Raw genomic sequence first — 12,731 nt, forward strand, 5'->3', positions numbered from 1 at the left:
AAGAGGCTGGGCGATCGGGTAGGAGATGGAACAAGTAGCCGATCGCTGAATGGGTTTACTGAATGGGTTTATTGCCGTGCCATCACTATCCGCAGGCGTTCTTCCGGCGAAATGAAGTGGTCGTGGTCATCTTTGCCGACATCGAGCTGCACCCAGTGGATTTTGCCAGTGAACTTACTGCTGTGGGCGGTGTAGTCGGGGCTGACAGGCGTGCCCGATTCATAGCCAATGTCGGTGGTCTCATCCGCCGAGAAAATCATGGGCTGGGTGGCTTCGACCCGTCCGCTACCCACAGGCTGACCGTCGTAGTACAGAGTGACATTGCCGCCCTTAGCCAGGCCACCGCCGTCGTAGGCAAACTCCATGCGGACCTGGTGTTTCCCGGCGGGAATGGGACGGGTGGCTTCGGTGGGAAACTCGTGGATGCCCAGCACGTTATAGGTAAACTTGAGCTTACCCTGCTTGGCGTAGACGCTCCAGCCGCCAAACTTGCCACCCTGAGCAATGATGACCCCGTTGGCGGGCTGGTCGTCTTTTACCTCAATCTCAGCGGTGATAGAAAAAGACTTATTCTTGACGTTGATGACGCTGTTTTCCGACAGGCGACCCATCCCCGCAAAGAAGATTTGCGAGTTGCCCTTCACCAACGACGGGCGTCCTGCCGTGGCTGGATCAATCCGCTCGGTCTGGCGATCGTCCAGGGGTAGGACGTTATACTTCACGGCTTCAATCAAAAACTGGCGCTGGAGTTCGTGCAATTTTTCCGGCATCTGCTGAGCTAGATCATGTGCCTGCGACCAATCTTTGCTGCCGTCGTAGAGTTCCCATACATCTTCATCAAAGGGCACCATTGTTTGCCCCACCATGACCCAGGGGGTACGGTGCTTGGTGATGGCACTCCAGCCCTTGTAGTAGATACCTCGGTTGCCAAACATCTCGAAGTACTGCACATCATGCCGTTCGGGGACGTTGGCCTCATTGAAGCTGTAGACCATACTGGTGCCCTCATAGGGGCTTTGCAGCACGCCATTCACCATGGTCGGTTCAGGAATGCCTGCCACTTCCAGTACCGTAGGAGCCACATCAATCACATGGCTAAACTGATGGCGCAGACCGCCCTTTTCCTGAATCGCTTTGGGATAGCGGACGATCGTGCCATTGCGGGTGCCGCCCCAATGGGATGCCACCTGTTTGGTCCACTGGTAGGGTGTATCCATTGCCCAAGCCCAGCCCACGGCATAGTGGTTGTACGACTCTGGGGAGCCAAATTCTTCCAGTTTTGACTGCATGAACTCTGGAGTTTCCAGAGCTGCCATACCGTTGAAGTTGGCCATTTCGTTGAAGGCTCCATGGATGGTGCCCTCGGCAGACGCGCCATTGTCGCCAATGATCACGTAGATCAGCGTATCGTCTAGAATTTCCAGGTCTTCCAGTGCTGCAATCAAGCGCCCCACCTGATAATCGGTGTGCTCCAGAAAAGCTGCATAGACCTCCATCTGCCGCTCTAGTACGGGCTTGTATCTAGGATCCATTTCGTCCCAGGCGGGAATTTCGGCGTGACGGGGGGTGAGTTCGGCATCGGGACCAATTACCCCCAGGTCCTTTTGCTTGACAAAGGTAATTTCCCGCTGTCTGTCCCAACCGTGAGTAAACTGACCTTTGTATTTTTCGATCCACTCCTTTGGTACGTGATGAGGGGCATGGGTAGCCCCAGGAGCAAAGTACATAAAGAAAGGCTTATCGGACATCAGAGCTTTTTGCTGGCTCACCCAGGCAATTGCTTTATCTGCGAGGTCTTCCGTCAGGTGGTAGCCTTCCTCGGGAGTCGCTGGAGGTTCGATCGGAATCGTTCCTTCATACAGCGCTGGATCCCATTGATTATTCTCGCCACCAATGAAGCCATAGAAATATTCAAACCCACCGCCGCCAGTGGGCCAGGCATCAAACGGACCCATCGGACTAGTTTGCCATACTGGCACCTCGTGACATTTGCCCAGCATGGCGGTGGAGTAGCCATTTAGCTTCAAGGTCAGAGCCAGCGGTGCTTTGGTGTTGGGGCGTACCGAGCATTGTCCCGGAGCAGCTGTTGCTGTTTCGGTGATGTTGCCCATGCCGACGGAGTGGTGATTGCGTCCGGTTAGCAGGGCTTGCCGCGTCGGGGCACAAAGAGCTGTGGTGTGAAAGCGGGTATATTTTAGTCCTTCTGATGCCAGTTTCTCAAACGTGGGGGTGTGGCAAGGACCGCCAAAGGCGCTAGAGGCCCCAAAGCCGACGTCGTCGAGCAGCACCACCAGCACGTTGGGTGCCCCCTCCGGTGGGCGCAGGTCCCGAATCGGTGGATAGTGGGTATCGGGATTTTTGGCGTCATAGGTAGTTAACCCGAAGTGGGCCTGATCTGGAATCGGCAGAATTTGGCGTTGAATCGGATGGTTTTGAGACATTTTAATTTCCTGAAAAATTGAGGAATGGCAGCAGCCACCCTGCGGGAACGACGACTGAATGTAAAGGCAATATCAGAACTATTGATTTAAATCTATTCCTCTAAAGCTCAACAGCTCAAAGCTCAATGGAATAGCCAAACAGAACCGATCACCACAGTAGGATTGGCGGCAGTTGGATATAACTCAATTAATTTGGATATAGCCCAATTAATATAGACACCGCAGTTTTCTTCAATTTTGAGGGAAAGGGAAAACAACATTCTTGTCATTTCACGCCACAGCGAATCTGGCTACAACCGCTTTAAAAAATTGCTGAATTTTTTAACGATTGCCTTTTCGAATCGATAACAGTTCAATTGCTATAGGCTTCATGTGCTGCTTCATATTTTCATTCAGCTGGTTCAGATGGAGCCTATTAATTAATCAGTTTTCAAGCCTGATCCATAAAAAATCTTGTCATTTCACGCCAGATTCTTGGCAAATATGATATGCTCTTACCGCTCTAGACAGGATTTCAATATTTCTTTACTCCACATATATTAGATAACGTATTAGATCACGTATCAGGTATCGATGCTGATCTATAGATATCGAAGGAATGGATTGGTCTAGTCTATCAACTCCTTCTTTGGTGTTTGTGTTGCGTTTGTGCCTCAATTGTTGCTGGAATTCATCTTGGAATGAAATCACCAAAGATTGAGCTGAAACAGCGAGATCTCACTTCTTAACAAGTTTTCCTGCCAAACTTCGTTTATGACCACAATTCCCCTAGTGCGGGCTAGTGTAGTCCTGCCGTTCGTTAAATTTTTGGATCAGATCGGGGCACCGACAGAATATTTACTACGAAAAGCCCACTTGCCGGTTGGTGCCTTTGATAATACAGAGAATTTGATGCCGCTAAACCAGAGTTTTGCCTTTGCGGAACTGAGCGCTTGCTCGGAAGGAGTTGAAAACCTGGGTATCTTGGTCGGACAGCAAACTCAGTTGGCCCAGTTGGGTGAGTTTGGGGCTGTCGTTAGCCAATCCTTGACGCTACATGACTTGCTAGGGAAGTTAATACAGCTACATAATACACTGGTGACGGGTGAAAAGATTTGGTTTACTGCAGACGGCAACTACCTCTGGCTGCACCATCAATACACTGTTCCTCACCACATTCAGACTTGCCAGGCGCAATGCTTTTCAGTCATGGTGTATTTAAACGTGATCCGGTTAGGTGCAGAACACTATTGGCAACCGGATCAACTCTATTTGGTTGGTGGCAAAAATAAAGCGTTTCTAGACCTTGACCGTTTATCGAATACAGCAATTCATTTTGACCAACCAAACAATGCCATTCGCTTTTCTAGAGATTTGTTGAGTAAACCGTTAAACCATTTCATTAAACCTTCCCTCTCTGTCCGTGCAGAAGCAACGTTGCAGTTGACCGCTCTGCCGACTGACTTCACTGATTCACTCCGCCAACTGATTCGGCTCCTGTTGCCAGAAGGCTACCCGAGTCTCACTATTGCCGCGGAAGCAGCAGGCGTCAGTACTCGCACCCTTCAACGACGATTGGAAGACAACAACCTTAACTTTTCGCAGGTGGTTGAACAAGTCAGATTTGAGCAAGCGGTTCATTTGCTGCAAGACCCGACTCATCAACTAATTGATATTGCCTTTGAGTTGGGCTATAGCGATGCCGCTAATTTTACGCGAGCCTTCAAACGGTGGACCGGCGTTTCTCCTACCCAATTTCGGCAGTCGCGCTGATAGATGTAAGCCATGATGAAGACTTTAAACGAGCAATCTGTGTGCTCAGCGTTATTTAATGAGTTATTCACTGAGTTTTTACATTGCTCACTATCTGCCCCACACCTCCTACGGTGTACACACAAATCGAGTTGGTTAGGATTCGAGGCGTTTTAGCCCCCTAATCCCCCATTTATGGGGGACTTCCGAACCTGATTTGGTCTAAAGCATGGGAAAAATTGGTTTAACGTTGACTCAAAGTCCCCCATGAATGGGGGATTTAGGCTTCGTTCGTGGAACGCGCTCCGCGAGCGACGTGAGACTTCGGCGTGAGACTTCGGCGTGAGACTTCGGCGTGAGCTCAGTCGAACGCTCAGCCGAACGGGGGTCGAGAGGACTTGTGTATACACCGTAGCTTACACCTCCAAGTACATTTGTCGGACTGTAATTTTTGAGAGTATCCAAACAGTACAAGAACTGATAGCAACAGCAACGACTCATAGTGGTCTCAATCTATTCACGATGTTCACCCCGTCCGGCTGAGCCGCTCACGGCGAAGCCCATCCCCTAAAGCCAATTGCCCACCAGCACATAAGTAGCCCACACATGGGGAGTCGTGTATCCCTGCTGCAACAAATGCAGTTGCGCCCGCCGCAGCGCTTCGGCCCGACTGATCTGCGGATCCAACAGCTCTTGATAGAAGCGGATCATTAACTCTGTGTTGGGTAGATCCTGCGCTTCCCAGAGAGTAGAGACCACGCTGCGTGCACCTGCCTGGACTGCCACACCTGCCAAGCCCAAAACGGCCCGGTTATCTCCCTGCGCCGTTGAGCAAGCACTCAAAACCAATAGCTCGATTGGGCTGGCTTCTCCTAAGCGACCTAGCTGAATCAAGCGGCCCAAATCGCGGCCGGTGATCAGTTCTTGATAGGCAACGATAAAGGTCTCTTCTGGGTCCGAGCTAAAAATACCGTGGGTTTTGAGGTGGATAGCTGAGAACTCACCTGCCTGAAGCTGTTGTTCTAAATTCGATTCGGTGAAGGCTTCGTTTAGCAAAGGCTGCTGGGCCTGCGCCAATTTTTGGATTTGCTCCAGCTCTGGCGTCAGATATTCGATTTTGGGAAAAGCACGTTGCTGCAAAGTCTGAGGCTCGCCAACGCCTCCTAGAAACACATTCAGCTTGGCAGGGCGGGGGTTGGGCTGAAACAGCTCTAGGCGGGGAGCCACAGCCACGGCGTACTGGCTGACCAAATACTGCTGCCCGTTGTACAGGGCGGCCATAGGGATATTGCGCAGCTCACCATCCAGGACAAACACTAAGGTTTTGATGTCAGCATCCAGTGCAGTTTGAAACGGAGCAATCAGCCAGCCATAAAGCTGCTTTAGGCCGGCGACGGCCTCAGGGGTGCGGTCAGGGGTGCTGAGATCGCGGCGGAGCTGTTGCAGGGTTTGCAGTAGGTTGGCGCGGGACTGGGGCACCTCATGGTAGAGCAAGGGTTGATTGCCCGGCAATTCCAGCACAATAGCCAATCGGTTTGGCAAAATCATTGGATAGAGCTTGGCGGCGGTGGCGTCCGCTTCGATCTGTTCGAGTTCCACCGTCTGCGCCAGGTTACAGCCCAGAAAATTGTTCAGTTCAGCCAGTTGAAGGGCGTTCACCTGCTGAATCGCCTGCTTCAAGTCCTCCTGGCTGGGGGATTGGCCCGGTTCGGCCAGCAGCAGCAGTTCCACCAAGCCCCGATATACGGGTTCCACATCATCGCGAAACGAAAACTGCACATCTGCACTGATCGACAGCAAATCATTGCGGACCGATTGTAGTGATTTAACCGCTGCTTGGTAAGCCGCCAGTGCTGCCGTCCAATTGCCCTGCTGTTGCTGCAACCGTCCGAGCTGCCATTCCCAGCGGTAGCGCACATCAGCTGCCTGGAGGGCCTCTGCTTTCAGCAACGCCTGCTGCGTCAAATCTTCAGCCTCACGCCACTGTCCAGCCTGTTCGTAGAGTTCGCCGAGCTGACCGAGGGCGTAGGACTCTGCTGTGACATCGCCAATGTTGCGGGCCTGTTGCAGGGTTGCGGCCAGAAAATCGGCCAGTGCTCGTTGATTGAGCTGTCCGCCTGCACAAGTTGAAGCGGCACAGACGGCTCGGCTTAAACTGCGGGCATAGTTCAAGCGGGCGTAGAGACTAGCTCGATTCAGCGGTAAATCAGCAAAATCCGACCGCAACTGCTCGGCGAGTGCGAACGCCTGCGGGGATGGGGTGGCTTGATTCGAGGGAGTCGCGTCGATCAGCAGACTGAGCTGATTGAGCTGGGCTTGCAGTTTGGCGAGTGGGGAGGGAGCGCTGGTAACTGCCTGTTCATAGAATTGTTGGGCCGATTGTAGATAACGCTGGGCCGATTCGGTGTCGCCAATTGTCAATGCTTTGGTACCCAAGGCCCGTTCGGTATTGCCCAGATCTAGAAACGTGGCGCTCTGAATCGCCGGGTTGACGGATTTGACCTGGAGGCTAGTTTGCAAAACCTCGCGTGATTCTTGCAGCTTTCCGACTCGTCGCAGCGCGTTGCCCAGATTGCGCCAGCCGGTGGCCTGCAAATTCGGGTCGGTTTCCTGCTGCAAAAGTTGCTCTACTTGGGTGAGTTGGGCCTCGGCTCGGACGCTAAATCCCAAGGTTTGCAGCGCTCGCGCTTGGTTGATCAGGCTAATCATCAATCCAGTCCGGTCGCCCGCCTGCTGATAGCTGGCACTGGCCTGCTGCCAGGTTTCGAGCGCCTGTTCGATCTGGCCGCCATACCACTGTAAGCGACCCTGGGTATTCAGCACTTTCGCCAACACTTCTTGATAAAGCTGCTCCGTCTGCCGTTGCGGTTGTTGCAGCAAACTCAAGCTCTGGCGGATCGCCTGATCTGCCTCTGACCAACGCCCCAACTGCTGATAGGCCAGAGACAGATTACTCCAAGCAAAAGCCTGTTGTAGCGGCTCTTGACTGATAGCAATTGCCTGCTGCCAACTCTCAATTGCCTCAGTGAACTGTTCGGCTTCATAGTGCTCGATGCCTTGCTGTAACAGTCTTTGAGCGTTCTGAGTAGCGTTCTGAGTCGGGGCAGTTTGAGCGATTTGTGTATGCGTAACTGGTGTGGGAGACGCTAGTAACCGCCCCGCGTCCCTAACTGGCACCACCGCACAAAGGAATCCTACGAATGCCGATAACCCCAGCACCCACAGACGTTGGTACCGTTTCCATCGAATCCCGCCGACCTGCCGCATACTGTAGAGAAACTTATAGAGATTGGGAGATACTCTCTATTTTACTTCCCCTGCTGTGATTTTGAAGTAAGCTTGAATCAGCCAGTGAATGTTTAAGAATAAATATTAAGGAAAACATCACGAAAGAAACTGTGTCGCAATTTTGCTGCCGGCACTATGAGACCAAGCATTGTCAAACGAACGCGGGTAAGAGGGTTTGAAATCAATCGGATGCGGAGGAACCACAATGGTTAAAGCGGCCTCTTTGCTGCGCGATTTAATTAAATGAACAACCCACGGCAAAAAATCTAAAACCTCTTCTGGCAGCAGGGTCAACTCAAATTGCCAGCTCCGATTCAGTCCCTGACAGCTCTTTCCCCACTTTGTTGCCGAAACCGCCCCAGCGCCTCGATTGATAGCTACACGAAGGAGTAGGGGACGTTCGAGAATTAGGGCATCTGGCGCAGCACAGGCATAGATACATACGTAATTCATCCGGTAACTGTCGTCTATCCAGGATGCAATTGAGAAATTCCCAGTATAGGCACTGCTAATGTTTACGGGTACATTCATTGCAGCGGTAAAGCGTTGATAAAACTCTTGTCTAAGCTGGCCAACTTTGCGTATTGCATCTGGAGTCATATTCGTCTTCGACGTCTGCGTTGCTTTTGTCTTGCCAGTTTCTTACGCTTACGCTTCTGAATTGGCGTTTCAAAATGTCGGTGTTTTCTCATGTCAGGGAAAATATCTGCTTGAGAAACCTTGCGTTTGAACCGTCGTAGAGCCGATTCAAGCCCTTCATTTTCACCAAGGGTTACCTGGGTCATTCGGTTTCCTCACGCATGGAACGAGATTTTGATCGAACTAGCGCTGAGCGCCACCCCGATTCCAATTGCCACGCGAACCACCACTTTCCCCACGCGGTCTAGCTTTGTTGACCTTTAGATCCCGTCCCATCCACTCTGCGCCGTCGAGTCCCTCAATAGCGGCTGTTTCTTCAGATTCTGTGTCCATTTCCACAAACGCAAACCCCCGCGAGCGACCTGTTTCTCGATCTGTGGAAATCTGAATTCGCTTAACGGTACCGTATTCCGCAAAAATCTGCGCCAAATTATCTTGAGTGGCTTCGTAGGATAAATTACCAACGTAGAGTGACATGAACATATCTCCGAAATCAATTGCAGAGAGTTAGATTCGGAGAGACGCTTGTAGTAAAACGAATTACACCGCCGAAAATAAACCTTACTAGAGACAATAACACAGAATTTTAGGATGGACTTACTCAAGGATGCTCTGGACTAAATCAAGCTCTAGTTTTTACAAGAACTATCTCTTGGGGAAATTTTGGGAAATTTTGGGAAAAACTACAGTCCAACTTGCGAAAAAAACAGCGGTAAACGGTCTGTAATCGGATCGCCTACAGTCTCACCTCGCTTCATAGCCCAGTATTGGCTCAAAAAGTGAATTTGCCGCAGACCCACTAGCAAGTTGAGGCCGGGTACAAACAGCCACCGTAGGGTCAAGGGTGCCTGAAGGCCAGCTTGCCGGTACAAAGCGTTAACTGTGCAATACAGGCGAAACTGCACTATATAAATCCAGATGATACCTGCCAGAGAAAACCAACCAAACCAGCCGGGAACATCGGGATCATAGAGACGCAAGAGCTGAGGTACCGCAATACCCAACCCGAAGGGCAACAAACAAACCGCACCCGACCAGTCTTTGCCGGTATAGCGCTTTAGCTCATCCTGAATCACCCACTTATACCAGCCGTAGTAAGCGAGTCCGGTGAGTAACGACAGCAAAATCACGCGCCAGAGTGGGCGTGGGGTTCCCAGAGGTTGATCACTCATCGCTTCAGAACGAATGGCTGTAATTAAAATTTACATTTATTAAAATTTACCATTCCTCTGAGTTTTGTGCCTGAATTCTAGAGGCTAGAAGCGTTGAAGGTGTCACACTGAGCTGGGTCTCCGGTTTGCAGTCCGCGGGCAAACCAGCGAGTTCGTTGTTCCGACGTGCCGTGGTTAAACGATTCCGGGACGACATAGCCCCGCGTTTTCAACTGGATGTAATCATCTCCAACACTGCTCGCTGCTCTCAGTGCTTCTTCGACATCGCCCCGCTCCAGGGCCACATTACGCTGAGTCCGCTGGGCTTGATTGGCCCAAACGCCAGCAAAACAATCGGCCTGAAGCTCCAGCATGATCGAGAGCTGGTTCGATTGGGTCGGGCTGACGCGCTGCTGCAAGCCTTGAATTTTCTGCAAAACGCCCAACTGCTTCTGGACATGGTGGCCGACTTCATGGGCGATCACGTAGGCTTGGGCTGCATCTCCGGGGGCTTGATGGCGAGAAGCCAATTCCTCGAAGAAACTTAGATCCAAGTACACCTTCTCGTCTGTTGGGCAATAGAATGGCCCCGATGCCGATTGAGCATAGCCGCAGGCCGAGCGCACCGATCCGGAGAATAACACCAGCGTTGGCTCGCGATAGTTGGCTCCCTGTCGCCGAAACAGATCGGTCCAGACGTCTTCGGTATCGGCTAACACGACTTTAGAAAACTCAGCTAATCGATCTTCTTGAGGCGATGTGGCCTGAGGTGCACCCGACCCATCCGAGGCCACCTGATTCAGAATGGCGCTGGGATCGCCGCCCAGTAAGGTGACAACCACGGCCAAAAGAATCGCCCCAATACCGCCTCCCACGACCGGACCCGCTACTCGTCTACCGCGTCGGTCTTCTACATTCTGACTTCGTCTACCAAATTCCCACCGCATATCACCCTTCGCCAAATCAATATGGCGCTATTTTACGGCCTCTATATCAATCACAAAAGTTTACTTCAGAATGATTTTTGTTTGTCAGCCCAACCAAAAGTAGGAGTGACAAGCCGTAAACGTTTCCGTGAAAGCAATGGCAATGACTCCAAAGCTGCCTGCTACAAGGCTTGCTCTGGGATTGGCTCATTTAGGGTAGGAGGGCTAAGGGAAATCGGTAAACCTGATGTTACCGCCGCCTGCTCAGAAAACTCAGAACTGGGCGCAATCCAACGACTGGCTTGGTTGAGGGCATGGAAATTGCCGCAGAGCAACAGTCGATCGCCTGCCTGTAGATCGCTCGACCCCCTAGGGAAGCTAATAAACTTGCCTTCTCGCCGAATCGCCTGCACCAGTACACCAAACTGACGACGAATGTGGAGTTCGGCTAGGGTTTTGCCCACCACAGGACTATCATCGGGTACCAGCAGCCACTGACAGGAGGCATTTTCACCCGGAACGGCGGCTTCCCCTTTGGCCAGTTCACTAAAGGCTGCTAACTCGTCGGGTTCGCCCACCACCAGCAGCCGATCACCTTCTTCTAACTGGGTTTGGGTATCGGGGTAGTCAATCTCTTCGCCGCTTTGGCGTTCAATCGCCATCAAGCTGACGCCGGTGAGGCGACGCAGATCAGTCTCTTCGAGCGTCATGCCTACCAGCGGCGACCCTTCAGGTAGGTTGTACCATTTGCTGTTCATGTCTTGGGCGGCCACCTTCAACTCCCGCGACACTTGCTCCGGCAACCGTTCAGGACGGAATTCTTGATAGCGAGACCCGCGCAGCTGTTGCACCTCACGCTGAATTACCGGCAGCGGCACGCCCAGCCCTGTGAGCAAATGGGCCGACAGTTCAATACTGGCCTCAAACTCTGGCTGCACCACTTCCCGCGCCCCCAACTGGTACAGCAATTCCAGATCCCTATCCTGGGTGGCTCTAACCACAGCGTCAATATCAGGCGCTAGCTCTAGGGCACGCTTCAGACAAAGGCGCGTACTCATCGGATCGGGCAGGGCAATCGCCAAACCACGGGCTTGATCGACGCCGGCAGATTCCAGCACATGCAGACTAGCTGCATTGCCATAGATGTAAGGAATATTGGCCTCGCGTAACTCTTGGATACTCTGCTCGGACTGATCAATCACGACCACGGGTTGCTTGTAGGCTTGCAGCAGGCGCACAATATTGCGTCCCACCCGCCCATAGCCACATACGACGATGTGATTTTGAGTCGGCAGATCCTCGGCCACTTCGATCGGGTCTTCGCTGCCATCCAGCAACCGCTTCAGCCAGGGGACATCTTCGGCCCAGTCGGTCAGCTTCGGCACAATTCGCAGCACAAACGGAGTCACGACCAGAGTAACGGCAGTCGTTCCCAAAATCAGCAAATAAACGCGGCGCGACACCAAGCCCAGTGCCTGTCCCTTACTGGCTAAGACAAAGGAAAACTCCCCGATCTGGGCCAGACCCAAACCGACAATCAGCGAGGTCTTGAGCGAATAGCGAAATGCCCGCACCAAGGGCATCACAATCAAAAACTTGCCGACAAACACCAGGGCCACCAAACCCAGAATCAGCTCCAGGTTGTTCCAGATGAAGACCGGATCGATCAACATGCCCACGGCGGCAAAAAACAGGCTGGCGAAAATATCGCGGATTGGCTCCACGTAGGTGAGCGTCTGGTCGGCGTACTCTACCTCCGAAATCATCAATCCGGCGATAAACGCCCCCATCTCGATCGACAGGCCCAGATATTCCGTCAGTAGGGCAATTCCTAAACATAGCGCTACCACGCCCAACAAAAACAGCTCGCGGCTCTCGGTTCGAGCTAATAGCTGCAACAAGCGGGGAATGATCCAGATACCAGCAACCACTGCTCCAACCGCCAGCAGGCCAGTTTTTAACAAAGCGATCCCAACCGCGACGCCAATTTCTTCCGAGGGCCGATCGAGCGCCGGTAAAACTGCCAGCATCAGTCCCAGAGCCAGATCCTGCACTACCAGAATCCCCAGCATGACGCGCCCGTGGGAGGTTCCTGTCTCATTGCGCTCCATCAGGCATTTCAGCACGACTGCCGTGGAGGAAAGGGACAGAATTGCGCCCAAGAAAATGCCCTGTGCCGGTGACGTCACCCAGCCAACCCCCAGCGATACTGACGTCGTCACTAGAATCGTGGAGAGGATCTGCAAGCCGCCGCCACCCAAGCTGATGCCCTTAACTTTTTTCAGCTCAGAAAAGGAAAACTCGACGCCCAAGGCAAACAGCAAAAAGGCGGCTCCAAATTGGGCCAGTGTCTCGACCTGAATCAGTTCCTTGACTAGTCCCAAGCCAGCCGGACCCACAATGGCTCCCGCTACCAGGTAGCCCAACAGCACTGGCTGACGCAGCAACGCCGCCAACAAACCGCCGCCAGCCGCCGCCGCCAGTACCACAACCAGGTCAACAATCAGTCTGAAATCTTCTTGCACGAGTTCCTACTTTATTGGTAATCGGAAGTA

General features: G+C 52.4%; 9 protein-coding genes. 1 reads left to right on the forward strand and 8 read right to left on the reverse strand.

Annotation, left to right across the window (positions count from 1 at the left end; all coding sequences use genetic code 11):
• Positions 1-68: 68 nt before the first annotated feature.
• Positions 69-2,441 carry an arylsulfatase gene (locus HJG54_RS14830; protein ID WP_316429562.1) on the reverse strand — a complete coding sequence of 791 codons (2,373 nt, stop codon included), beginning with the start codon at positions 2,439-2,441 and terminating at the stop codon, positions 69-71.
• A gap of 753 nt (positions 2,442-3,194) precedes the next feature.
• On the opposite strand from HJG54_RS14830, the gene HJG54_RS14835 reads away from it, so the two are divergent.
• A complete protein-coding gene (locus tag HJG54_RS14835; protein ID WP_316429563.1) occupies positions 3,195-4,193 on the forward strand; it encodes a helix-turn-helix domain-containing protein in 999 nt (332 codons plus the stop codon).
• 546 nt (positions 4,194-4,739) lie between these two features.
• Here HJG54_RS14835 and HJG54_RS14840 read toward each other — a convergent pair.
• From HJG54_RS14840 to HJG54_RS14870, 7 genes are all read right to left on the reverse strand, one after another.
• A complete protein-coding gene (locus HJG54_RS14840; RefSeq protein ID WP_316429564.1) occupies positions 4,740-7,439 on the reverse strand; it encodes a CHAT domain-containing protein in 2,700 nt (899 codons plus the stop codon).
• Positions 7,440-7,556: 117 nt separating this feature from the next.
• On the reverse strand, positions 7,557-8,060 hold the full coding sequence (locus HJG54_RS14845) for a hypothetical protein (protein WP_316429566.1): 504 nt from the start codon (positions 8,058-8,060) through the stop codon (positions 7,557-7,559).
• Positions 8,057-8,245: a 30S ribosomal protein S21 gene (gene rpsU / locus HJG54_RS14850; RefSeq protein ID WP_316429568.1), complete on the reverse strand. Its 189-nt coding sequence runs from the start codon at positions 8,243-8,245 to the stop codon at positions 8,057-8,059. Before rpsU ends, HJG54_RS14845 begins: the two co-directional genes overlap by 4 nt.
• Positions 8,246-8,282: 37 nt before the next feature.
• Positions 8,283-8,576 carry an RNA recognition motif domain-containing protein gene (locus HJG54_RS14855; protein WP_036006131.1) on the reverse strand — a complete coding sequence of 98 codons (294 nt, stop codon included), beginning with the start codon at positions 8,574-8,576 and terminating at the stop codon, positions 8,283-8,285.
• A gap of 206 nt (positions 8,577-8,782) precedes the next feature.
• On the reverse strand, positions 8,783-9,271 hold the full coding sequence (locus HJG54_RS14860; protein ID WP_316429571.1) for a hypothetical protein: 489 nt from the start codon (positions 9,269-9,271) through the stop codon (positions 8,783-8,785).
• Between the two features lie 77 nt (positions 9,272-9,348).
• Positions 9,349-10,197: a neutral zinc metallopeptidase gene (locus HJG54_RS14865; RefSeq protein WP_316429572.1), complete on the reverse strand. Its 849-nt coding sequence runs from the start codon at positions 10,195-10,197 to the stop codon at positions 9,349-9,351.
• A gap of 161 nt (positions 10,198-10,358) precedes the next feature.
• A complete protein-coding gene (locus HJG54_RS14870; protein ID WP_316429574.1) occupies positions 10,359-12,701 on the reverse strand; it encodes a cation:proton antiporter in 2,343 nt (780 codons plus the stop codon).
• Positions 12,702-12,731: the final 30 nt, after the last annotated feature.

Origin of the sequence: Leptolyngbya sp. NK1-12 (assembly GCF_032598965.1) — a bacterium.
Classification (GTDB): domain Bacteria; phylum Cyanobacteriota; class Cyanobacteriia; order Elainellales; family Elainellaceae; genus Elainella.

Bases quoted from the DNA above. Each gene is read 5' to 3' on its own strand.
- HJG54_RS14830 (WP_316429562.1), bottom strand. From the start codon at position 2,441: ATGTCTCAAAACCATCCGATTCAACGCCAAATTCTGCCGATTCCAGAT.
- HJG54_RS14835 (WP_316429563.1), top strand. From the start codon at position 3,195: ATGACCACAATTCCCCTAGTGCGGGCTAGTGTAGTCCTGCCGTTCGTT.
- HJG54_RS14840 (WP_316429564.1), bottom strand. From the start codon at position 7,439: ATGCGGCAGGTCGGCGGGATTCGATGGAAACGGTACCAACGTCTGTGG.
- HJG54_RS14845 (WP_316429566.1), bottom strand. From the start codon at position 8,060: ATGACTCCAGATGCAATACGCAAAGTTGGCCAGCTTAGACAAGAGTTT.
- rpsU (WP_316429568.1), bottom strand. From the start codon at position 8,245: ATGACCCAGGTAACCCTTGGTGAAAATGAAGGGCTTGAATCGGCTCTA.
- HJG54_RS14855 (WP_036006131.1), bottom strand. From the start codon at position 8,576: ATGTCACTCTACGTTGGTAATTTATCCTACGAAGCCACTCAAGATAAT.
- HJG54_RS14860 (WP_316429571.1), bottom strand. From the start codon at position 9,271: ATGAGTGATCAACCTCTGGGAACCCCACGCCCACTCTGGCGCGTGATT.
- HJG54_RS14865 (WP_316429572.1), bottom strand. From the start codon at position 10,197: ATGCGGTGGGAATTTGGTAGACGAAGTCAGAATGTAGAAGACCGACGC.